Source organism: Micromonospora lacuserhaii (assembly GCF_036902735.1).
Classification (GTDB): Bacteria; Actinomycetota; Actinomycetes; order Mycobacteriales; family Micromonosporaceae; genus Micromonospora.
Window position 1 is genome coordinate 178,443 of sequence record NZ_JBAKHO010000003.1, and the last position, 21,234, is coordinate 199,676.

General features: G+C 72.9%; 19 protein-coding genes, 1 tRNA gene and 1 pseudogene. 8 read left to right on the top strand and 13 right to left on the bottom strand.

Annotation, left to right across the window (positions count from 1 at the left end):
• The first annotated feature begins 23 nt into the window (after positions 1-23).
• The gene (locus tag V6U81_RS03375; protein WP_334484176.1) at positions 24-1,013 is read left to right on the top strand and encodes a hypothetical protein; all 990 of its coding nucleotides are present in this window, start codon (positions 24-26) and stop codon (positions 1,011-1,013) included.
• An 80-nt stretch (positions 1,014-1,093) separates the two neighbouring features.
• On the opposite strand, the gene V6U81_RS03380 is transcribed toward V6U81_RS03375, so the two are convergent.
• Positions 1,094-2,848: an alpha/beta hydrolase gene (locus tag V6U81_RS03380; RefSeq protein ID WP_334484179.1), complete on the bottom strand. Its 1,755-nt coding sequence runs from the start codon at positions 2,846-2,848 to the stop codon at positions 1,094-1,096.
• Between the two features lie 257 nt (positions 2,849-3,105).
• Between V6U81_RS03380 and V6U81_RS03385 the strand changes: the two genes are divergently transcribed.
• Complete coding sequence (locus V6U81_RS03385) at positions 3,106-3,429, top strand: hypothetical protein (protein ID WP_334484181.1); 324 nt, start codon at positions 3,106-3,108, stop codon at positions 3,427-3,429.
• On the opposite strand, the gene V6U81_RS03390 is transcribed toward V6U81_RS03385, so the two are convergent.
• From V6U81_RS03390 to V6U81_RS03420, 7 genes and pseudogenes are all read right to left on the bottom strand, one after another.
• Positions 3,416-4,960 carry a serine/threonine-protein kinase gene (locus V6U81_RS03390; RefSeq protein ID WP_334484183.1) on the bottom strand — a complete coding sequence of 515 codons (1,545 nt, stop codon included), beginning with the start codon at positions 4,958-4,960 and terminating at the stop codon, positions 3,416-3,418. The genes V6U81_RS03385 and V6U81_RS03390 overlap by 14 nt on opposite strands.
• Before the next feature lie 145 nt (positions 4,961-5,105).
• A pseudogene (locus V6U81_RS03395) lies at positions 5,106-5,561 on the bottom strand (hypothetical protein); the annotation flags it as partial.
• A gap of 131 nt (positions 5,562-5,692) precedes the next feature.
• A complete protein-coding gene (locus V6U81_RS03400; RefSeq protein ID WP_334484186.1) occupies positions 5,693-9,265 on the bottom strand; it encodes an adenylate/guanylate cyclase domain-containing protein in 3,573 nt (1,190 codons plus the stop codon).
• Positions 9,262-10,095: an MBL fold metallo-hydrolase gene (locus V6U81_RS03405; protein ID WP_334484188.1), complete on the bottom strand. Its 834-nt coding sequence runs from the start codon at positions 10,093-10,095 to the stop codon at positions 9,262-9,264. The genes V6U81_RS03400 and V6U81_RS03405 overlap by 4 nt, the downstream gene beginning before the upstream one ends.
• 123 nt (positions 10,096-10,218) lie before the next feature.
• Positions 10,219-10,680 (bottom strand): RidA family protein, encoded by a 462-nt coding sequence (locus V6U81_RS03410; RefSeq protein WP_334484190.1) that lies wholly within the window; start codon positions 10,678-10,680, stop codon positions 10,219-10,221.
• 5 nt (positions 10,681-10,685) lie between these two features.
• Positions 10,686-10,841, bottom strand: a complete 156-nt coding sequence (locus tag V6U81_RS03415; RefSeq protein WP_334484193.1) for a Sp36 family protein — start codon at positions 10,839-10,841, stop codon at positions 10,686-10,688.
• Between the two features lie 47 nt (positions 10,842-10,888).
• Positions 10,889-11,368, bottom strand: a complete 480-nt coding sequence (locus tag V6U81_RS03420) for a hypothetical protein (RefSeq protein ID WP_334484195.1) — start codon at positions 11,366-11,368, stop codon at positions 10,889-10,891.
• Positions 11,369-11,692: 324 nt separating this feature from the next.
• Here V6U81_RS03420 and V6U81_RS03425 point away from each other — a divergent pair, with 324 nt between their 5' ends.
• The 3 genes from V6U81_RS03425 to bagB are packed head-to-tail and all read left to right on the top strand — an operon-like array spanning position 11,693 to position 14,499.
• The gene (locus tag V6U81_RS03425) at positions 11,693-12,289 is read left to right on the top strand and encodes an Rv0361 family membrane protein (RefSeq protein WP_334484198.1); all 597 of its coding nucleotides are present in this window, start codon (positions 11,693-11,695) and stop codon (positions 12,287-12,289) included.
• Positions 12,290-12,315: 26 nt separating this feature from the next.
• Positions 12,316-13,293 carry an ATPase BagA gene (gene bagA, locus V6U81_RS03430; RefSeq protein ID WP_334484201.1) on the top strand — a complete coding sequence of 326 codons (978 nt, stop codon included), beginning with the start codon at positions 12,316-12,318 and terminating at the stop codon, positions 13,291-13,293.
• A gap of 54 nt (positions 13,294-13,347) precedes the next feature.
• Complete coding sequence (gene bagB, locus V6U81_RS03435) at positions 13,348-14,499, top strand: ArsA family ATPase (RefSeq protein ID WP_334484204.1); 1,152 nt, start codon at positions 13,348-13,350, stop codon at positions 14,497-14,499.
• A gap of 6 nt (positions 14,500-14,505) precedes the next feature.
• Here the strand turns inward: bagB and V6U81_RS03440 are convergent, their stop codons facing one another.
• Positions 14,506-14,829: a WhiB family transcriptional regulator gene (locus V6U81_RS03440; protein WP_334484207.1), complete on the bottom strand. Its 324-nt coding sequence runs from the start codon at positions 14,827-14,829 to the stop codon at positions 14,506-14,508.
• Between the two features lie 405 nt (positions 14,830-15,234).
• Between V6U81_RS03440 and V6U81_RS03445 the strand changes: the two genes are divergently transcribed.
• Positions 15,235-17,667, top strand: a complete 2,433-nt coding sequence (locus V6U81_RS03445) for a penicillin-binding protein (RefSeq protein WP_334484210.1) — start codon at positions 15,235-15,237, stop codon at positions 17,665-17,667.
• A 67-nt stretch (positions 17,668-17,734) separates the two neighbouring features.
• Here the strand turns inward: V6U81_RS03445 and V6U81_RS03450 are convergent, their stop codons facing one another.
• Complete coding sequence (locus V6U81_RS03450) at positions 17,735-18,190, bottom strand: GatB/YqeY domain-containing protein (protein WP_334484213.1); 456 nt, start codon at positions 18,188-18,190, stop codon at positions 17,735-17,737.
• A 25-nt stretch (positions 18,191-18,215) separates the two neighbouring features.
• On the opposite strand from V6U81_RS03450, the gene V6U81_RS03455 reads away from it, so the two are divergent.
• Together V6U81_RS03455 and V6U81_RS03460 are read left to right on the top strand one after the other, a co-directional pair.
• The gene (locus tag V6U81_RS03455; protein WP_334484215.1) at positions 18,216-19,109 is read left to right on the top strand and encodes a metallophosphoesterase; all 894 of its coding nucleotides are present in this window, start codon (positions 18,216-18,218) and stop codon (positions 19,107-19,109) included.
• Between the two features lie 64 nt (positions 19,110-19,173).
• Positions 19,174-19,250, top strand: a tRNA-Pro gene (locus tag V6U81_RS03460).
• A 108-nt stretch (positions 19,251-19,358) separates the two neighbouring features.
• Here the strand turns inward: V6U81_RS03460 and V6U81_RS03465 are convergent.
• The 3 genes from V6U81_RS03465 to V6U81_RS03475 all read right to left on the bottom strand — a co-directional run bounded on the left by V6U81_RS03465 (position 19,359) and on the right by V6U81_RS03475 (position 21,222).
• Positions 19,359-19,523: a tyrosine-type recombinase/integrase gene (locus V6U81_RS03465; RefSeq protein ID WP_334484217.1), complete on the bottom strand. Its 165-nt coding sequence runs from the start codon at positions 19,521-19,523 to the stop codon at positions 19,359-19,361.
• Between the two features lie 96 nt (positions 19,524-19,619).
• On the bottom strand, positions 19,620-20,549 hold the full coding sequence (locus V6U81_RS03470) for an NAD-dependent epimerase/dehydratase family protein (RefSeq protein WP_334484220.1): 930 nt from the start codon (positions 20,547-20,549) through the stop codon (positions 19,620-19,622).
• Positions 20,550-20,793: 244 nt separating this feature from the next.
• On the bottom strand, positions 20,794-21,222 hold the full coding sequence (locus V6U81_RS03475; RefSeq protein WP_334484223.1) for a site-specific integrase: 429 nt from the start codon (positions 21,220-21,222) through the stop codon (positions 20,794-20,796).
• Positions 21,223-21,234: the final 12 nt, after the last annotated feature.

A 21,234-nucleotide genomic window follows, 5' to 3' on the forward strand; every position in this document is an offset into this window, starting at 1 on the left:
GACGATCCACAGGGGAGGGTGTCATGGACAGAAGAGCCATTCTCAAGGGGCTGGCCGCCACCGCGGTGACCGCGCCGGCGGCCGGCCTGCTCGGCGCCGCGCCAGCCGAGGCGGCGACCCACTACGTGATGGCGACAGAGCAGGCCAGCGGGCGGATCCTGCGCTTCAACCCGGCCGCCTGGAGCAGCGGCACGGTGCTCTGGAAGGCGCCGAGCACCACCGGCACCTGGACGAACCTCTCCGACGTCAAGCGGCGGGCGACCGCGCGGTGGGGCAACGTCATGCTGGTGACCTCCTCCGGGGTGGGTGACTACCTGGGCCGCGCCGCGATGATCGACGAGAGCGCGATCAGCTCCGCCAGGACCGGCGGCATCGTCTGGCAGGCGACGGTGGACGGCAACCCGCACTCCATCGAGCGGATCGAGGGCAAGGGCGCCATCGTGGTCGCCACCTCCAAGGGGCCGACCGGTTCGTCCACCGGCGGCGGGCTGCACCTCTTCGTGCCGTCCAGCAACGGCGGCAAGCCGGGCACCAGCGCGGTGAAGTTCTACGGCTTCCGCGGCGCGCACGGGGTGATCTACCACCAGAGCGGCTTCGTCATCGCGGTCGGCAGCGGCGAGGTGCGGCTGTACGCGATCACCGGCAACGGATCCAGCACCCGGCTGTCGTACCGGACGAAGCTGACCTTCAGCGACGGCGCCGGGCGGGCGAAGACCGGACACGACATCCTGCCCGACCACGACGGCAGCGGGTACTTCTTCACCTCGTCCTACAACGTGCGCTCGCTCAGCGTCGTCTACGCGGGCAACAGTTGGCAGCTGACCTCCAGCGTGGTCAGCGGGGCCGACCACGTGAAGGCGTACAGCCGGCTGCTCAACGGGGTGCGGACCTGGGTGGTGCCGGGCTCCGGCGAGGGGGAGTGGAGCCGGACCATCCACTTCAGCTCGGGCAACCACAGCAAGAGCGGCGCCCGCTTCTACCGGGTGCGGTACTACACCACCGCCTTCGCGTGACCGGCCGTTCCGGGTCGGCACCTCGCTGACCAGCCGGGGCACGGCGGGCGACCCGATCGCCCGCCGTGCCCTGGAGTCGGTCAGCGGACGGTCAGCGAGCCCACCACGGGCAGCGGCGCGACGACCGGCGGGAGCCGCTTCGGCTCGCCCGCCCGCCGGGCGAGAGCCGGCTCGCGCTCCACGAACGGCTGCGCGTCACCGGTGCAGACCGTCCCCCTGGCCGGCAGCTTCAGCCGGAGCAGGTAGGCGTCCACCGCGCCGGTGACGCACGCGGACGTGCCGTACGCGGTGTGGCCCCAGCTGTCGCTGCTGAGCAGCCGGCTGTTCGGCAGCAGCTTCGCCGAGCTCACCGCGCCCTGGTAGTTGGTGGCCGGGTCCCAGTAGTTCCCCACCACCAGCACCGGGTTGGCAGTCCGGCGGTTGAACGGGCCGGTGTAGGCGTCCTCGTCCCGAACGGTCCAGCTGTCCCGGGCGCAGGGTGCGGTGCCCCAGGCCCAGGCCCGCCCGAAGTACGGCGCCCGCTTGTCCTCCGCGGCGCTGAGCGCCGGCCAGTCCGCGAGCTTCTTCGGGTGGTACGAGTCGGTGCAGTCCACGCCCAGGAACGTCTCCAGGCCGTTGTCGTACGGGAAGTCGTACCGCCGCTGCTGGCGGGCCTGCGTGGCCCGCTGGCCGAGCGCCTTGCGGGCCTGGGCGAGCCGGGCCGGGGTGACCGACTGCGGGTCGGTGAGGGCCAGCAGGTCGCTGGTGATCCCGATGATCGACTGCCACCCGTCCGGGCTGTACAGCGCGCCGAGGCTGGCGCTGACGAAGTCGGCGTAGCTGACCGTGTAGGAGCCGTACTCCGGGTCGTCCACCACCACCGGCTTCTTGCGCAGCCGCTGGGCCACCAGCTCGTACGAGGCGACGGGGTCGCCGGCCGCAAGCGGGCAGGCCGGCGCGCCGGCCTGGTCGCAGCGGACCAGGATCTCGTGCAACGCGTGGTACGCGCCGTCGGCACTGCGCAGCCGGGTCTCCTGGAGCTGGCCGCCGGCGGCGCCCTGGCCCACCCAGGCGTCCGGGTTGAGCACCCCGTCGACGACCACCGCCCGGACCCGGTCCGGGAACATGTTGGCGTAGTACTGGCCGAGCGCGGTGCCGTAGCTGAAGCCGAGGTAGCTCAGCTTCTTGTCGCCCACCGCCCGGCGCAGCACGTCCATGTCGCGGGCGACCTCGGCGGTGGACATCGCCCCGGTGAGCGGCCGGCCGGTCGACGAGCACGCCTTCCCGACCGCCTTCGACGAGGCCAGGTAGGCCTTCGTCTCGTCCGCCGTCCACGGGAAGGCCACCTTGAGCCCGGTGTACGCCCTGGTCTGGTCCTTCACCGAGGGGAAGCACTTCACGTTCTCGCTGGCCGCGATCCCGCGCGGGTCGACGCCGACGACGTCGAAGCGGTCGAGCAGGTCGTCACCGAGGAAGTAGGGGGCGGCGAGCGCGATGCCGGTGCCGGATCCGCCGGGGCCGCCGGGGTTGAGGAAGAGGCTGCCGATGCGGTGCTGCTGGTCGCGGGCCCTGACCCGGAGCAGGGCGATCTCGGTGGTGGCGCCGCGCGGCTGGTCGTAGTCCAGCGGCAGCCGGACGGTGGCGCACTCGGCGGAGTCGTAGCAGGCGTACCAGTCGAGCTTCGGCGTGGGCACGCGGTCGACGCGGCGGGCCTCGGCGGCGCTGGTCCGGTCCGACGTGGCCGGCGGGCCCCAGCCGGGGGTGGCCGCCGCCGAGGTGGCGGGGACCACCGCCGATCCGGTGAGGACGAAGCCGGCGAGCGCTGCCGCGGCCAGGGACCGGGTTCTACGTGGCATGTGGATGCCTTCCGGTGGAGGACGGGGACGGTCGAGGAACACCTCGACCTCCGTCACTCTAGGAACGACCGACAAGGCGGGCGGCCCGGCAAAACACCATCAAAGCCGCGTTCCTTCGGAATGATGTAACGAATTTTTCATGGTCGACGCTGTTGGTATTTCGGTCCGGTGACCGCCCGAATTGTCAGGCCCGGAACGAGGCGGCGTGTCACCGATGCGTGGATTGACAGCCCCGCCGGGTCGGACATGCTTGTCGGATGGGCCGAATACTCAGGCCGGACCCGCGGATCGTCGCGGCGGTCGCGTCGCTCGCCACCGTCGCCGTGCTGGTGGTCCTGGTCGTCTGGCACCCCGCCGGCATCCCCACCGTGGGGTTGGCGTTGCTCTGCGTCGTCCTCGCGACGACCGCCGGCACGGCGGTGGCCGCGCTGCCCCAGCGCGACCATCGGGAGGAGGCCGCCACCCTCGGGCAGCCCGACGCCGCGCTGCCCGGCCTCGACGCGGACACCCTGGACGCGCTGGACAGCGCGGCGGTGCGAGCCCGGCTGGACCCGCCCGCCCAGCGGGTCAGCGACCGATGAGGGTCGGCCCGACCAGGGCGTCCACGCCCCGGCCCGCCAGGCAGCGGTACCGGCGGTCGAGGTCCGCCCCGGTCGGCGGCAACACCTCCAGGTGCCAGCCGGCGGCCTGCTGGATGCCGCTGGTCAGCCGGAACGTCCGCGCGTTGCAGACCGCCCCGACCACCGGATCCGCGCTGACCTCGGCGTGGCCGGCCTCGACCAGCCTGGCCGGAAGCTCACCCTCCAGGTAGGACTCCCAGGTGTGCCGGCCGTCGCAGGAGGTCCGCGCCGCCTCCGCCCGGTCCCCGCGCAGCCGTACCGGCCCGAAGCACTCCAGCTCGGCGGCGCACCGCGCGGCCACCGGCAGGGACACCGCCGGGCCGAGCGCCGCGCAGGCCGGCAACGCCCGCCCACCGGCCGCCGGCGAGGACGACGGGGTGCTCGCCGCCGCCGTCGCAGCGGGCCCGGCCACCGGCGGGGCGCCGCCGGCCAGCCACGCCCCGGCGCTCGCCGAGGCGGCCAGGGCGAGGACCCCGGCACCGCCGAGGAACCACCGGCGCCAGCGCCGGCCGGCGTGTGGCACGGTCGGATGGTCGCTCTCCGCCGGCGACCGCGGGCCGGTCCCGACCGGGGGGTACGGGCTACCGGTGGTGGCACGCCCGCCGACCGGCGACCCGGAGATCGGGGCCCCGCTCACCGGCGCGCCACTGACCGGGGCCGGGGCCGGATCCAGCGGCAGGGCGAGGAGCAGGTCCCGCAGCTCAATCGCGGACGGCCGCTCCGCAGGGTCGTTCGACATCCCGGCGCGCAGCACGTGGACCAGCTCGGGCGGCACCCCGGGCAGTTCCGGGATCGGCTGGTGGAACATCTCCAGCACGGTGACCAGGCTCGGGTTCCGCTCCGACTGCCAGCGCGGCGGCTTCCCGCTCATCACCGCGTAGAGGGTGGCGCAGAGGGCGTAGACGTCCACGGCCGGCGAGGGCGGGCTGTGGCTGAACATCTCCGGCGGCGCGTACGCCGGGGTCAGCACCTCCAGCGTGACCGACGCGTCCCGCACCTCGGCCAGCACCGCCAGCCCGAAGTCCGCCAGCACCGCCGGGTTGAAGTGCGAGTAGAGGATGTTGGCCGGCTTCACGTCGCGGTGCAGCACCCCGGCGGCGTGCGAGTGGGCGAGCGCGTCGGCGATCTTGATGCCGAGGTCGCGGGTCTCGGGCGCGCCGAGCGGGCAGTGCCGCATCCGCTCCGCGTACGAGCCGTCGCAGAGCTCCATGATGAGGTAGGGGTGCTGGTCGACGGTCACCCCGACGTCGAAGAGGTCCACCACGTGCGGGTGGGAGGACATCTTGCCCGCCGCCCGCGCCTCGCGCAGGAACCGGGCCTGGTCCCGCTCGCTGTCCAGCGTGCGGTTCTCGACCTTGACGGCGACCTCCCGCCCGACCGAGATCTGGGTCGCCCGGTACACGGTGGCGTAGCCGCCCCGGGCGAACACCTGCAGATCGGTCAGACCGGGCACGATGGGCAGCCGGAGCGCGCCGGGCGAGGTCTCGGTCACGGCTTCGAAAATACCCGTCCCGCCGGGGCGCTCAGCGGACCGTACCGGCGGAGGACGCGGGACCGGCGGCGGCCGGGCCGGCCTCCGCACCCGTCACCGGGCCGCTGGCCTGCGCCTTCACCCCCGGCTGCGGCTCGGCGTCCGGCGCATCGGCGAGGCTCGAACCGTCGCCGGCCGGGCCGTTCACCAGCCCCGGTCCGGTGACGCGGCGGGCGTCCCACCACAGACCGACGGCGGTGGCGACCGCGCCCAGCCCCTCCCAGAGGGCGACTCCGATGAACCGGTCCGGCGCCACGCCGGCCAGCACGGTCAGCGTGAAGACGGTGAAGGTGACCAGCCGGAAGAAGACGGTGAAACGGTAGAACGACCGCCACTCGGTGGCTGTCGCCAGCAGGTAGTAGACGCCCATGTTGAACGAGGCCATCGAGGACGCGGTGAGGAACGTGCCGGTGTAGTCGCCGGCCGACCGCCGCGCCGGCACCTCGAAGCCGAGCAGCCGCAGCTGCGCCTCCGGCCAGAGCAGCCCGAGCGCGCCCATCACCAGCGCCAGGACGCCGAAGACCGCGATCGTCCAGCCGGCGCCGGAACGCGGCAGCCTCATCTGTCCTCCCCAGGCGGACGGCGCGGCCGTCGCATCCGGACGACCGCGTGGAAGTGCCACGCTAACCGGCCCTCACCGCGGGACACATCCCCGAAACCGGCAGACCTTGCCCGAGGGGCGGGAGCGACGGATCAGACCCCGGCGGCCAGACCCGCGCGCAGCGCGTCGGCCGAGGCGCGCTCGCTGCGCTGCTCGGTCGCGTACGCCAAGCGGACCGCCTCCTCCGCGCAGGCCAGCGCTTCCACCGGCCGGCCGCAGGCGGCCAGCGTCTCGGCCAGCACGCTCGCCCCGATCACCTGGCTGCGCACGTCCTCGGCCGGAGCGGCGACCGCCCGCTGGGCCCAGTCCAGCGCCTGCTCCCGCCGGCCGTGCGCGAGCAGCGCGGAGGCGTACCGGGCCATCGTCTGGCGACGGGAGAAGAGCAGGGTCGGGGCGCTGGCCGCGGTGGTCGCCACCGGGGCGAGCAGCCCCACCGCGGTGGCCGGGTCACCGGCGGCGAGCCGGGCGGTGGCCAACAGCACCCGCGGCCCCACCTGGGCCGGCGCCTGCGGATTGTGCGGTTCGACGGCGGTCAGCACCGCCCGGGCGTCCCGCTCGGCCAGCTCGCAGTCGCCCATGTCCAGCGCCACGAAACCGCGCAGCGTGCCGGCCATCCCGGTCAGCAGCGGGTGCGAGGTGCGCTCGGCGTACGCCAGCGCGTCGGTCAGCAGGTCCGCCGCGTGCTCCGGCTCGCCCAGGCCGCGCGCCACCACCCCCCGGACGACCAGGGCGAAGCCGCGCCCCCAGTCGTCCGAGACCTCGGCGAAGTCCCGGTACGCCCGGCGGGCCTCCCGGTCGGCCTCGGCCACCTCGCCCAACTCCGCCCCGGCGAACGCGTGGACCGCCCGCAGCGTGCCCACCGCCCACGCCTCGCCGACCCGCTCACCGAAGGGCAGGAAGACATTGGCCAGCCGGCAGGCCTCCTTGAGCCGCCCGGCGAGCAGCCGGGCGAACGCGGTGGTGCCCCGCAGCCAGGCCCGCCCGTACGGGTCCTTCAGCTCGGCGAAGAGCCGGGCGGCCCGGCCCAGCACCGCGTCCGTGCCGGCGAAGTCGCCCCGGGTGGTGGTCACCCACGCCAGGTTCTGCAACGACCAGGCCTGCCCGCGCGGGTCCTTCGCCGCCAGGCTGACCTGGTACGACGCCGCGAGGCGGCTGCTCGCCTGGCCGAGTCGACCGGCGATGAAGTCGGCCATCCCGAGCCGGCGCATCGCCGAGGCGCGCAGGGTCGCCAGGTTGCCGTCGGTGGCCACCTGCAACGCCTCCTGCCAGCACGCGGTCGCCCGCTGCTGGTCGCCGAGGGTCTGCCAGGCCTGCCCGGCGAGCAGCAGCGCGCTGGCCCGGGTGCCCTCGTCGGTGGTGTTCGCGGCGATCTTCTCGGCGAAGGCGAGCGCGTCGGTGGGGCGCCCGACCTGGAGCAGCGCCCGGGCGTGCACCACCCGGTCGGCCGGCGGCACCCCGTCCCGGGCCAGCTCGGCGGCGCGTTCGGCGTACTCGACGGCCAGCGCCGGCTCCCCGGCCTGGAGCGACCGGCGGGCGGCCCGGCCCAGCGCGGCCACGCCCAGCGGGGTGACCGTACGCGCCGGCGCGTCCGGCCGGAGCTTGACCGCGTCGGCCAGCGCCGCGGCCCGTTCCACGTGCTCGGCGACGAAGTCGTCCCGGGCGGCGTCGGTGAATCCGCCGGGCGCGGTGACCGGGGAACCGCTGGCCGGCGCCGCCCACCGGGCCAGCGCGGCGTGCCGCTCGGCCAGCTCGGCCTTGCTCACCCCGGCGTACGCGGCCTCCCGCATCAGCGGGGTGGCGAAGGCGTACCCGGTCCGGGTGCGATGCAGCATCCGTCGTTGCAGCAGCTCCTCGACGGCCCGTTCCAGCTCGACCGCGGCCACCGCGGCGGGCCGTCCGTCGCCGCCCGCGCGCTGCCCGCGCAGCGCCTCCAGCGCCCCGGCGGGCACGCTGTCGCCGACCACGGCGGCGTCCCGCAGCACCGAGCGGGCGTCCGTCGGCAGCGCGTCGATCCGGGCGGCGAGCACGGCGGCCAGGTCGCGGGAGAGCAGCCGGCTGCCCAGCGAGCCGGGCACCAGCCGCCAGCCGCTGTCCGATCCGGCGGTCAGCGCGCCGCGCTCACGCAGCAGGGTGACCAGCTCGGCCAGGTAGAACGGGTTGCCCTGGGCGGTGGCGAGCAGCCGGTCCGTGTCGGGCTGCGGCAGCCGGCCGCCGCTCAGGTAGCCGGTGAGCAGGCGCGAGGCGTCCGCCCCCCGCAGCGGCGGCAGCGCGTGCACCTCGGCGTCCGCGACCCGGGTCAGCGCCCCGGCGGTCCGCACCAGCTCCGGCCGGCCGAGCAGCAGCACCAGCGCCGGGCCGGTGAGCCGGGACAGGGTCAGCCCGAGGGCGCGGATCGTCTCGGCCGTGGCGTCGTGCAGGTCGTCCACGACGATCACCAGGGGCGCCTCGCCGGCGAGCGCGCTGAGCAGCCCGGCCACCGCGTTCGGCACCGCCTCGGCGTCGGCCGGGGGCGGGCTGGCGCTCCACTCGCCCTGGTCGCTCGGGCTGCCGGCGGGCAGTTCGGCGTAGCCGAGCAGGGCGAGCAGCTGGTCGGTGGCGAGCGGCGTCGGATCCGGGCGCAGCCGGCCGAGCCGCTGGCCGAGCCGGCGCAGCCGCTCCTCCACGGCCGGCCGGGTGAGCGCGGTGGCCGGGTCGTTGGGCAGGCCGACGGCGGCCCGTACCAGGTCGGCCAGGGGGGCGAGCCGGCGTCGCTCGCCGAAGGCGGCGCAGCGTACGGAGAGCACCCGGGCCCCGCTGTGCGCCGCGTACCGGCCGGCCCCGACGTCGTATCCGGCGGCGAGGCGTTCCACCTCGGCGGCGAACCGGGACTTGCCGATGCCCGCCTCCGCGGTCATCAGCACCACCCGGGGTTCGCCCCGGTCGATCACCTCGGCGAGTCGCCCGGCGATCCGGCCGATCTCGGTCTCCCGGCCCACGAAGGGCGCCTCGTCACCGAGGCCGGAGCGGGTGCCCGGCGCGTCGAGCAGACCCAGCAGCTCGTACGCCTCGACCGGTTCGCGCTTGCCCTTGAGCCGCAGTGGCCGCAGCGTCCGCCAGGAGGCGATGTGCCGGGTGGCGGCGGAGGTCCGCGCACCGGCGTAGACCGCGCCGACGGCGGCGGCGTCGGCCAGCCGGGCGGCGGTGTTCACCGTGTCGCCGATGACGGTGTATTCGATGGCGGCCTGGATGCCGGCGATGACGTCGCCGGTGTTCAGGCCGACCCGCAGGCCGAGCGGCGCGCCGCCGCCCCGCTCGTCGTCGAGCACCCGGCGGACCGCGCGTTGCATGGACAGCGCGGCCCGGACGGCCCGCTCGGCGTCGTCCTCGTGGGCCACGGGGGCGCCGAAGACCGCCATGATGCCGTCGCCGGTGAGCTTGTCGACGTGCCCGCCGAAGGTCTTGACCGCGCCGGCGAGCGCGGCGAGCACCCGGTCGGTGACCGCGCCGACCCGTTCCGGGTCGAGGTCCTCGGACCAGGAGGTGAAGTCGGAGAGGTCGCCGAAGAGCACGGTCACCACCCGGCGCTCGGCGGCCGGCAGGGTGGCGGCGGCCGGGAGCGCGGCGCCACAGTTGTGGCAGAACCGCGCGCCGGGCACCGCGACGGTTCCACACACGGGGCAGGTCACGGCTGCTCCAACTCCGCACCCCCGGCGCCGGATTCCCGGGGTTCGACACCGAGGTACTCCAGTTGGGCCCGGACCGACCATTCGGCGGCCCACCAGAGCGACCGGTCGACGTCCGCGTAGACCCGGGCGACCACCTCCGGGGCGGTGGTGGCGCCCTCGGCGACCGCGGCCCGGACCTGGTCGAGCCGGGCCCGGCGGTGGGCCAGGTAGAACTCGGCGGCGGCGCCGCAGTCGGCCAGCGCCGGGCCGTGCCCGGGCAGCGCCGGGATCCCCCGGTACGTGGCGAGCAGTTCCAGGCTGGTCAGGTAGTCGCCGAGGTGGCCGTCCGGGTGGGCCACCACGGTGGTCCCCCGGCCCAGGATGGTGTCGCCGGTGAGGACGACCCGCTCGTCGCCACGCTCCGCCAGGAAGCAGACCGAGTCGGCGGTGTGCCCGGGGGTGGGCAGCAGCCGGAGGGTGAGGCCGGCGGCGTCCAACGCGGCCTGTGGGGTCAGCGGCCCGGCGCCGACGGTGTGCGCCGGGTCGGCGGCCAGCACGGGGGCTCCGCCGAGCAGCTCGTGCAGGCGGGTCGCGCCCTCGGTGTGGTCCGGGTGCCCGTGGGTGATCAGCACGGACCCGACCGGCCCGTGCGCGGCGATCCGGGCGAGGTGCTCCTCGTGGGCCGGGCCTGGGTCGACGACGACCGCGTGCTCCGCCCCGGGGGCACGCAGCACCCAGGTGTTCGTCCCGTCCAGCGTCATCGGCCCCGGATTGGGCGCACGAAGGAGGGTCACCCAGCCCGGCAGACCGTCCGCGAGCGCGGCCGCCGGCCCCGTCACATGCCCGCCCATGGCTGCGATCGTACGACCCCGCCCGCCACTCCCCGCGATCTTGCTGCTTCCGCCCGGCATTTGTGGCCGTTCACGGCTTTCGCCGGCGTACCAACTGCAAGATCGCGGGGACCGACGGTGACGTCAGCCGACCTCGACGATGACCTCGACCTCGACCGGGGCGTCGAGCGGGAGCTCGGCGACCCCGACCGCGGAACGGGCGTGCCGGCCGGCCTCGCCGAAGACCGCGCCGAACAGGTCGGAGGCGCCGTTGATCACGCCGGGCTGACCGGTGAAGCCGGGCGCGCTGGCGACGAAGCCGCTCAGCTTCACGATCTTGACGACGTTCTCCAGGCCGACCAGCGAGTCGATCGCCGCGAGGGCGTTCAGCGCGCACCGCTCGGCCAGGTCCTTCGCCTGGTCGGCGGAGACACCCGCGCCGACCTTGCCGGTGGCGAGCAGCTTGCCCTCGGCCATCGGCAGCTGGCCGGAGACGTAGACGTGCTGGCCGGACTGCACGGCCGGGACGTAGCTGGCCACCGGAGGCACCACGTCCGGCAGGGTGAGGCCGAGTTCGGCCAGCTTCGCGTGGGGTCCGTTGCTCACGAGCCTCAGCCCTTCGGGCGCTTCAGGTAGGCGACCAGCTGGTCCGGGTTCGGGCCGGGCACCACGGCGACGAGTTCCCAACCGTCCTCGCCCCAGTTGTCGAGGATCTGCTTGGTCGCGTGGACCAGCAGCGGGACCGTGGAATATTCCCACTTCTGCATCGGAGGAAGGCTCCCTTGCCTGCGCGTGGACTGCTTTCCGGCACAGCCTACGGTCCGGAGCTCGGCCGGGGCGCGGGACGCTGCTCGGGGGCGGCCGACACCTCGCCGCACCGGCCCTCGTGGTCGTACGGCTGGGGGCAGCGGGACCGGTCCGGCAGCAGCAGGTCGCAGAAGACCCGGTGCCGGTTGTTCTGGTCGTCGGCGGTGGAGACGGTGGTCTCGCCGGCGTCCAGCTCGACCAGGAAGCCGAGCGAGGTGGCCACGGTGCCGGCCAGCGCCGTCGCGGCGGCCAGGTCGGTCACCCGGATGGGCAGGTGGATGACGTACCCGGGCTCCTCCTCGTCCCGCCCCCGCTCGGCGGGTCGGCCGAGCATCCGGAGCATCTCGGACGGCTCGGCGCAGTGCCCGTACGACCGCTCGTTCACGGGCATGCCGCCCGTCCCGTCGAGGTCGCCGCCGGCCCCGGACCGCCTGGCCCGCTCGCCGGGCGGGAACTGGGCTCGGGCGATGTTGTCCGCGTCGCGCATGTACTGCCTCCGGGCCTCGTACCTGTATGACCGCCGTCCGGACCGGACCCACCGCCCGACCCGCTCCCCCGCACCTGGACGAACGTAGGACCACCTGCGGGACGCCACAACGGGGCGTGCACGTCCGGTCACTTTAAGTCACATATGCGACACACCGCCGATCCGGAACATGACCGCGCGGAACAGCACTTCGTGAGCGGTCCGGCACGCGGTGCCCATCGACCGCTACCCTTCTGCGTCGGACGGGCGATCAGGGGTCGCCCGCCGTGCCGAGCCCGCGTCGTCGCCTGGGGCGGCGAGGACGCCCCACCCCCGGGGGACCACATGACCCAACCGCCGTTCGGTGGCGCGAGCGGATCGCCGGACACGCCGGCGTCCCGGCAGGAGGGGGCCGGCCGCACCGGGCCGACCTCCCCCGGCACGCCGACCCCGGGCGCCGTCCCGCCGGCCTATCCCGCGTACCAGGCACCGGCCGCACCCCGCCGGCGCGGCCTGCTGATCGCCTCGATCGTGCTGGCCGCGGCCATCCTGCTCTGCGGTGGCGGCGGGACCGCCGCCTTCCTGGCCCTGCGGGACACCGAGAGCGGCGAGGGCTCCCCGGAGCCGACCGTCGCGGTGGACGGCTTCCTCACCGCCGTCTACCGGGACCGGGACGCGCGCAAGGCGGCCACCTTCGTCTGCTCCGCCTCGCGGGACAGCAAGAAGATCGACGGCAAGGTCGCCGAGGTGAACCGGTACGCCACCGACTACCGCAATCCGCGCTTCCGGTGGTCGAGCCCGAAGGTGGACAACCAGACCGGCGACCGGGCCACCGTCACCACCAAGCTCACCATGACCACCGCGGACGAGAAGGTCGCCGAGCAGTCGCTGCGCTTCACGGTGGTGCGGAAGACGGGTTGGTGGGTCTGCGAGGTGGGCTGACGCCGCCGGGTGGTTAGGCTCGACGGGTGCGATCAGCTGAGCGGCCGGTGGACCCGGCAGGCACCGGATGGCCTTCCCGCCTGCACGTGGTGACCGGCAAGGGCGGCACGGGCAAGACGAGCGTGGCGGCCGCGCTGGCGCTCGCCCTGGCCGGCGACGGGCGGCGCACGCTGCTGGTCGAGGTCGAGGGGCGGCAGGGCATCGCCCAGCTTTTCGGCACCGAGCCGCTGCCCTACGAGGAGCGGCACCTGACCGACGCCCCCGGCGGCGGCGAGGTGCGGGCCCTGGCGGTGGACGCCGAGGAGGCGCTCCTCGAGTACCTGGACATGTTCTACAAGCTGGGCGCGGCCGGCCGGGCCCTGCGCAAGGTCGGCGCCATCGACTTCGCCACCACCATCGCCCCGGGCCTGCGGGACGTGCTGCTCACCGGCAAGGTGAAGGAGGCGACCACCCGTACGACCGGCCAGCGCCGGGCGTACGACGCGGTGGTGCTGGACGCGCCGCCGACCGGCCGGATCGGCCGCTTCCTCAACGTGACCGCGGAGACCGCCCGGCTGACCAAGGTCGGCCCGATCAAGACCCAGAGCGAGGGGGTCTCCGCCCTGCTGCGCTCCCCGATGACCGCGGTGCACGTGGTCACGCTGCTGGAGGAGATGCCGGTCCAGGAGACGGTGGACGCGATCACCGAGCTGAACCAGTTGGGCTTCCACGTCGGCCGGGTGATCGTCAACGCGGCCCGGCCGCCGCTGCCGACCGGCCGTGAGGTGAGCCGGGCCGAGCTGAAGCGCGGGCTGGTCGCGGCCGGGCTGCCGGCCGACGTGGCGACCGTCGCCGGACTGGCCGACGAGGCGCGGGACCAGCAGGTCCGCCGGGAGCTGGAGGACTCCCTCCGGACCGACCTGATGGAGCTGGACCTGCCCCTGACCGAGCTGCCGCTGCTCCCCGACGGGGTCGACCGGGCGGGGTTGGAGACGCTGGCGAAGATCCTCGGCAGGGCGGATTGACTCACACCTGACGTCGGCACGGGAGCGCGGACCGCACCGGCCCGATACGCTCGATTGGTGCCTTCCGAAGACGCGGCGCCACCGCTGGACGTCGACCAGATCCTCGCCGACCCCGGCGTGCGGATCGTCGTGTGCTGCGGCGCGGGCGGGGTGGGTAAGACGACCACGGCGGCCGCCCTCGCGCTGCGCGCGGCCGAACAGCACGGCCGTCGGACGGTGGTGCTCACCATCGACCCGGCCCGGCGGCTGGCCCAGTCCCTCGGCCTGACCGAGCTGGACAACACCCCGCGCCAGGTCAAGGGGATCGACGTCGAGGTCAGCGGCGGCGAACTGCACGCCATGATGCTGGACATGAAGCGCACCTTCGACGACGTGGTGCTGCAGCACACCGATCCGGTGAAGGCGGCGGAGATCTTCGCCAACCCCTTCTACCAGGCCATGAGCTCCACCTTCGCCGGCACCCAGGAGTACATGGCGATGGAGAAGCTGGGTCAGCTGCACGCCCGCGGCGAGTGGGACCTGATCATCGTCGACACCCCGCCGTCGCGCTCCGCGCTGGACTTCCTGGACGCGCCGGCCCGGCTCTCCCGCTTCCTGGACGGCCGGATGCTGCGCCTGCTGCTGGCGCCGGCGCGCAGCGGCGGGCGGAGCATGTTCAGCTTCGTGACCGCCAGCTTCGGGATGTTCTCGAAGGTGGTGCAGAAGGTGCTCGGCGCCCAGTTGCTCACCGACCTGTCCGGCTTCGTCGCCGCGCTGGACTCGATGTTCGGCGGTTTCCGGCAGCGGGCCGAGCAGACGTACCGGATCCTGCAGGCGCGGGAGACGGCCTTCCTGCTGGTCGCGGCGCCGGAGCCGGACGCGGTCCGGGAGGCGGCCTACTTCGCGGGGCGGCTGCGGGAGGAGCGGATGCCGCTGGCCGGCCTGGTGCTCAACCGGGTGCACCGGCCGAAGGTGGAGACGCTGGATCCGGCGGAGAGCCTGGCCGGGGCGGCCCGGCTGGCCGAGCTGGGCGGCCACGACGGCACCGTCGAGGTGCTCCGGGCGCACGCCTCGCTGGCCCAGCAGGCGATCCGCGAGCAGCAGGTGGCGGCCCGGTTCACCGAGGCGTTCCCGGCGGTGCCGGCGGTGTCGGTGACGGCCCAGCCCGCCGACGTGCACGACGTCGACGGGCTGCGGACGATCGGCGCGGCGATCGGCCGGCCGTGACCGGCGTCAGCCGGCGGAGGCGGTGACGAGGACCTTGTCCTTGCCGGTCTTGTCCTTGGCGTTCTTCTTCATCGCGGCCTCGAACATCTTGCGCCAGCTCGTCACCTGGGGGTGACGACGCAGCAGCGCCCGCCGTTCCCGTTCGGTCATGCCACCCCACACCCCGAACTCGATGCGGTTGTCGAGCGCGTCGGCCAGGCACTCGTACCGAACTGGGCAGCTCCGGCAGATCCTCTTCGCCACGTTCTGTTCGGCGCCCTGTACGAACAACGCGTCCGGGTCCCCGTTCTGACACGCCGCCAGTGACGGCCAGTCAGTGATCATGCCCATGTGTACACGTCCCCCCTTGCAGTACCTACCGACCTCGTGCGACCAGCCGAGTCGATCCCCCCGGTCGTCCGGCCCGTTCCTTCCCCAAGGAGGCACGGACGACGTGTGGCCATGTCGCCGCCACCATCATGCTCTGTAGTCGCCTGATTACGCAACGTTGTCGGCTAAATCCATCATTCCGGACACTCCCGGCTTCCCGGGCCTTCGCGCGCCGCTTACCCGGCCGGAGTACGTGAAAACGCCGCGGTACTCCCCCGTTCGGAGGAGACTCGGCGTCAGGTCACACGCAACCACGCACCGGGGGTCGTGCGTTTAGCACAACGAGGTCGGCGCGCGCAGGAAATGGGGAAAGAACGCCCCAGCGCCCCTCGTTCCCTACTCGCGTACCCTGTCGAGGTGACCTGGATGCGGAAACGTGACCACAATGTCTTCACCAACGCCGCATCGCTACTGATCTGTGGCCTGCTGGCCGGCGTGGTCGTCGCGGCGGCGGCCTTCCCCGCGGTGGCGATGTCGGGCCTGGCCGCCAAGGCTGGCGCCGAGACCTTCGGCGCCCTGCCCAAGGAGCTGACCGTGGCCCGCGCGCCGCAGATCAGCTACCTGCTGGCCTCGGACGGCAAGACGCCGCTGGCGACCATGTACGACGAGAACCGTCGCGACGTGAAGCTCAAGGACATCTCGCCGCTGATGCAGAAGGCCATCATCGCGGCCGAGGACCATGACTTCTACAAGCACAACGGGGTCGACATCAACGGCGTCGCCCGGGCGTTCGTCAACAACCAGGCCGGCGCCTCCCAGCAGGGCGCTTCCACGCTGACCATGCAGTACGTCCGGCTGGCCATCGCGTACTCGGCCACCCACCCGGCCGACGTGGTCGCCGCGACCGAGGACACCAGCGCCCGCAAGCTGCGCGAGATGCGCTACGCCCTCCAGATCGACAAGGAGTTCTCCAAGGAAGAGATCCTGGAGCGCTACCTGAACATCGCCTCCTTCGGCAACGGCGCGTACGGCATCTTCGCCGCCAGCCAGGTCTACTTCGGCAAGCCCCCCAGCAAGCTCAAGCTGGAGGAGGCGGCGCTGCTGGCCGGCATGGTCAAGGCGCCCACCACCAACGACCCGACCACCCGCAGCGGCAAGCCGCTCGCGCTGGACCGGCGCAACTACGTCCTGCAGAACATGGTCGACACCGGTGCCATCAGCCAGCAGGAGGCGGACGCCACCAAGGCCACCCCGCTGGTCGTGAAGGACAAGCGCACCCCGAACGGCTGCGTCGCCACCAACCAGAAGAACTGGGGCTTCTTCTGTGACTACTTCTACCGCTGGTGGATGTCCCAGCCGACGTTCGGCTCGACCACGTACGACCGGGAGCGCCGGCTGAAGAGCGGTGGCTACACCATCGTCACCAGCCTCGACGCGCAGGCGCAGAACGGCGCGGACAACGCGGTGCGCCGCAATCTCGGGGTGAACAGCAAGGCCGCCCGGATGGTCGCCGTGATCGAGCCGGGCACCGGCCGGGTGCGGGCCCTCTCGGTGAACCGGAACTTCAAGATCGACGACCCGAAGAAGCCACAGAACCCGCTCTCCAGCAACCCGGCCAAGGCGAAGGCCAAGATCCGGGCGAACTACCCGAACACGGTGAACCCGCTGCTCTCCGGCGGTCAGGGCATCACCGGCTACCAGGCCGGCTCGACGTTCAAGATGTTCACCATGGTGGCGGCGCTGGAGAAGGGCATCCCGCTCAGCTACACGATCAACTCGCAGCCGATGTTCAGGTCGAACTACCGCATCGAGTTCAACTCCCCGGCCGCCTGCCCGAACACGTTCTACTACTGCCCGAAGAACGCGAACCCGAGCATGACCGGCGTGCACAACATGTGGACGGCCTTCGGCAAGTCGGTGAACACCTACTTCGTGCCGCTGGAGCAGCAGGTCGGCGCGGAGAACGTGGTCAAGGCGGCGCAGAAGCTCGGCATCACCTTCCGGGACCGGGAGGACGCCCGCCTGGCGGCCGACGCCAACCAGTGGGGCGCGTTCACCCTGGGCGTCTCGGCCACCACCCCGCTGGAGATGGCCAACGCGTACGCGACCCTCGCGGCGGACGGCAAGTACTGCGAGCCGATCCCGGTGCAGGAGATCCGGGACCCGGACGGCAACAAGCTCGACGTCGCCAACCCGCGCTGCGAGCAGCGGATCGCCACCCAGGTGGCCCGGGCGGCCGTCGACGCCGCCCGCTGCCCGGTCGGTGACCGGTCGGCCACCTCCAAGTGCAACGGCGCCACCGCGCGCAACGTCCGGCAGATCGTCGGCGCCCCGGTCGCCGGAAAGTCCGGCACCACCGACGGCGACAAGACCTCCGCGCTGATCGCGATGACCAAGCAGTACGCGGTGGCCGGCATCATGGCCGACCCGGACTGGCCGCAGACCAACCAGAAGATGGGTCACGACGAGACGCCGAGGGGCATCAACCCGGCGGTCTACGAGACCCTGCGGGACGCGATGAAGGGCAAGGAACGCATCGAGTTCACCCCGCCGAGCGGCAAGATCATCGAAGGTGACCAGAAGGCCATCCCGGGCGTGACCTGCCAGTCGGTGGACAGCGCCCGGTCCCGGCTCAAGGACGCCGGCTTCGAGGTGGTCGTCTCCGACAACAAGGTGCCGTCGAACTGCGCGGCCGGCTCCGTCGCCGGCACCAGCCCGGACGGCCGCACCATCAAGGGCGGCGTGGTGACCATCGAGGTCAGCAGCGGCAGCGGCACCACGCCGCCGCCGGGCACGAACGTCAAGCCGGGCACCATCATCCCGCCGCCCACAGGGCGGCCCGGCCGGCCACGCGGCTGACCGACCGTAAGCACGCAGAACGGGCGGGCACCCTTCGCGGGGTGCCCGCCCGTTTCGCGTACGGCGGTCAGATTCCGAGCTGTCGGCGTACCTCGGCGGCCACCCGGCCCCCCTCGGCCTGGCCGGCCACCGCGGCCTGGGCTGCCTTCATGGCCGGGCCCATCTGCGCCTTGCCGGTGAAGCCGCCGGCGGCGAGCGCCCCCGAGACCAGCTCGGTCAGCTCGGCGTCGGAGAGCTGCTTCGGCAGGTAGCGCTCCAGCACCTCACCCTCGGCGGTCTCCTTGCCGGCCTGCTCCGCGCGGCCGGCGTCGGCGAAGGCGGTGGCGGCCTCCCGCCGCTTCTTCGCCTCCTTGGTCAGCACCGCGACCACCTCGTCGTCGGTGAGCTCGCGCTTGGCCTTGCCGGCGACCTCGGCGGTGCCCACGGCGGCCAGGGCCATCCGCAGCGTGGAGGTGGTCAGCTCGTCACGCGCCTTGAGTGCGGCGCGCATGTCGGCAGTGAGACGGTCCTTCAGCGTGCTCATGGACGGTCAAACTACCCTGAACGACATGCGAAAGCGCACACTATTCCGGCTCGGAGCCGGAACCGTCGCCGCGGGCGCCGCCACGCTGGCGTACGCGTCGCTCATCGAGCGCAACATGTTCACCCTGCGCCGGTACGACGTGCCGGTGCTGCCGGCCGACGCCGAGCCGCTGCGGGTGCTGCACCTGTCGGACCTGCACATGATGCCCGAGCAGCGACGCAAGCAGCAGTGGGTGGCGTCGCTGGCCGCCCTGGACCCGGACCTGGTCGTCGTCACCGGGGACAACATGGCGCACCCCGGGGCGGTGCCGGGCGTGTTGCGGGCCCTGCAACCACTGCTCGACTACCCGGGCGCCTTCGTCTTCGGCTCGAACGACTACACCGGGCCGGTCTGGAAGAACCCGTTCACCTACTTCCTGCCCGACCGGGAGTACACCGAGGGTGCCGAGCTGCCCTACGGCGAGCTGCGGGACGTCTTCACCGGGGCCGGCTGGGTCGACCTGAACAACGCCCGTACGTCGATCAAGGCGGGCGGACGGCTGGTGGAGCTGGTCGGCGTCGACGACCCGCACGTCGAGCGGGACGACTACCCCTCGGTGGCCGGCCCGGTCTCCGCCTCGGCGGACCTGGCGGTCGCGCTCGCCCACTCCCCCGAGCCGGCCGTGCTCGACCAGATGGCGGCGGACGGCTTCGGCCTGCTGCTCGCCGGGCACACCCACGGCGGTCAGGTCTGCGTGCCGGGCTACGGCGCGCTGGTGACCAACTGCGGGCTGCCCCGCTCCATGGCGCGTGGGCTGCACCGCTGGCCCGGCTCGGACGCCTGGCTGCACGTCTCCGCCGGGCTGGGCACCCACCCCACCGCGCCGGTGCGGTTCGCCTGCCCACCGGAGGCGAGCGTGCTGACCCTCATCCCGCGCTGACCCGCCCCGGGGGGTACCGAGTTTGACCATCGGATCGGGTGGGCTACTATTTGTCGGCACGCCTCGGGGTGTGGCGCAGCTTGGTAGCGCGCTTCGTTCGGGACGAAGAGGTCGTCGGTTCGAATCCGGCCACCCCGACCAGAGGCCAGAAGGCCAGGTGAGATCATCTCTCACCTGGCCTTTTGCTATGCCCCCGGCGCCCCCCCTCAGTCGGCTCAGGCCGCCGGCTAGTCGGCGCTTTCCTCCTCGTCAGCCTCGAAATTCGGCGAACGAGTCCCTGACCTTCTCGGCGCCGGCCTCGAAGGCGTGGGTGTAGCGGTCCAGCGTGGTCGAGATCTGCTCATGCCCCATGACCCGGGCCACGTCACTGATCGGTACGCCGTCCGACACCAGCCACGTCGTGAGGCGCTCCACCTTGTCCCCGTCCGGGGAGGCCGGACGGTCTACGGCTGCCCGACGAGGAGATCCGCTTAGTCCAGCTGACCGGGTATTCGTCACTGACGACCAGCACTACCACCGGATCGTGGCTCGCCAGGCCAACTCCTGCGGGGTCGGTTCGTCGCTGATGCCGCCGTTCTCGCGGAACCAGGTCAGCGTCTTGGCTAGACCGGTGGCTAGGTCGTCGTGGTTTGCCACCACGTGCGTGGCAAGCCGGCTCACGTCGAGCACCAGTTCCGCGTCGCGGAACGGGAAGTAGTCACGCGCACGGACGGTGGGGTCGGGGGCGGAGACCACCGTCGGCCGCACTCCGGCGACCTCCCCCAGGATCGCGAGATACTCGCGGAGGGTGTAGCTGGCCGGCTCGCCCACGTTGAACGTTCCCGCACCCAGCTGGCCCGCGCACGCGGCGGCCACCACCTCGGCGAGCGCTTGGGCATAGCAGAACTGGATGCGGGTGCCGCCATCTCCGGGGACGAAGACCGGCTGGCCAGCCAGGAAGCGAGCCCACAGGAACTGCTCGCGCGGCTCCGGGTTGTGGGGACCGTAAACGTACGGCGGCCGGAGGACGGTCAGACCGGTGTGACACGCACCCCGCAGCACGGCCTCGCACTCCGCCTTCGCCTCGCCGTAACCGCCCCAGATGGTGTCGCCGTCGGCCTGGTCGCCCTCTCGGAACGGCGGGGACGCCACCGACCGGTTGTAGACGGCGGCCGAGCTGATGAAGACATAGCGCAGCTCCTGAAGATCCGGCATCGCCGCGAGCACATTGGTGACGTGGTGCGGTTCTGTGCCCGAGACGTCGACGACCGCGTCGAAGCCCGCCAGGCCCAGTTCCTTCAGCTGCGCGCCGTCGTTGCGGTCCGCGACGAGCTGCCGTATCCGCGGATCCCACAGCGGCCTGGAACCCCGGTTAAGGACGGTGACCTCGTGGTCGTCGAGCAGCGCAGTCACGATGGCGCGGCCGATGAACTGGGTACCGCCCAGCACCATTACCTGCATGGTCACTCCTTGAGAATGGCGGGCGACGCGCCCGTGGTCAGCCTGCCATCAGACGGCATCATCCCTCCGTGCCATTAGCGTGCCATCGAGCTAGGACAGCAGGGGCCAGCCGAGACCACTAGAGACCACCGCGACCAGGTCGCCAAGTCCGTAGACAGTCAGACATCGATGGCACGGTCCGCCTCGGCCGTGGCGTGCTGATAGATCAACGTGGACTGCGATGAGTCATGCCCCATCCGGGTTATCAGGTCACGGGTGCTCGCCCCGGTCTGAGCGGCGAGGGTGTTCCCGGTGTGCCGCAGGTATTGAGGTTGCCGCGCCAGATCGGCCGCCCGCTCTCGGTGGTGAACACGAGCGCGTCCGGGTTGGCATCGACCTCGGCCGCCAAGTGGGTTCGGACGACCTCGACCACGGTCGGTGGCAGGCTGACCGCGCGCCGGCTCGCCCGGGAGTTCGGTGGACCGAGGACCAGGCCGACGCCGCGCTGTTCTGTGTACGCCTGCCGGACCCGGATGGTGCCGACTTCCGTGTCGATGTCCTGTCGTTGGAGCGCGGCGACTTCACCCCAGCGCAGGCAGCCGAAGGTGGTGACTAGGACCAGGGCGCGATACCGGGACGGCACGATGTCGGCCAGCTTAAAGACCTGGCGCCACCCACGACGAGCAGGAAGCACGGGTCGCGCTAC

What these genes read in the sequence shown, in the direction of transcription:
- V6U81_RS03440 (WP_334484207.1), bottom strand. Translation starts at nt 14,829, where the DNA reads ATGGGCATGATCACTGACTGGCCGTCACTGGCGGCGTGTCAGAACGGG.
- V6U81_RS03445 (WP_334484210.1), top strand. Translation starts at nt 15,235, where the DNA reads ATGCGGAAACGTGACCACAATGTCTTCACCAACGCCGCATCGCTACTG.
- V6U81_RS03405 (WP_334484188.1), bottom strand. Translation starts at nt 10,095, where the DNA reads ATGGGCGGGCATGTGACGGGGCCGGCGGCCGCGCTCGCGGACGGTCTG.
- V6U81_RS03455 (WP_334484215.1), top strand. Translation starts at nt 18,216, where the DNA reads ATGCGAAAGCGCACACTATTCCGGCTCGGAGCCGGAACCGTCGCCGCG.
- V6U81_RS03425 (WP_334484198.1), top strand. Translation starts at nt 11,693, where the DNA reads ATGACCCAACCGCCGTTCGGTGGCGCGAGCGGATCGCCGGACACGCCG.
- V6U81_RS03380 (WP_334484179.1), bottom strand. Translation starts at nt 2,848, where the DNA reads ATGCCACGTAGAACCCGGTCCCTGGCCGCGGCAGCGCTCGCCGGCTTC.
- V6U81_RS03385 (WP_334484181.1), top strand. Translation starts at nt 3,106, where the DNA reads ATGGGCCGAATACTCAGGCCGGACCCGCGGATCGTCGCGGCGGTCGCG.
- V6U81_RS03470 (WP_334484220.1), bottom strand. Translation starts at nt 20,549, where the DNA reads ATGCAGGTAATGGTGCTGGGCGGTACCCAGTTCATCGGCCGCGCCATC.
- V6U81_RS03415 (WP_334484193.1), bottom strand. Translation starts at nt 10,841, where the DNA reads ATGCAGAAGTGGGAATATTCCACGGTCCCGCTGCTGGTCCACGCGACC.
- V6U81_RS03450 (WP_334484213.1), bottom strand. Translation starts at nt 18,190, where the DNA reads ATGAGCACGCTGAAGGACCGTCTCACTGCCGACATGCGCGCCGCACTC.
- V6U81_RS03420 (WP_334484195.1), bottom strand. Translation starts at nt 11,368, where the DNA reads ATGCGCGACGCGGACAACATCGCCCGAGCCCAGTTCCCGCCCGGCGAG.
- V6U81_RS03375 (WP_334484176.1), top strand. Translation starts at nt 24, where the DNA reads ATGGACAGAAGAGCCATTCTCAAGGGGCTGGCCGCCACCGCGGTGACC.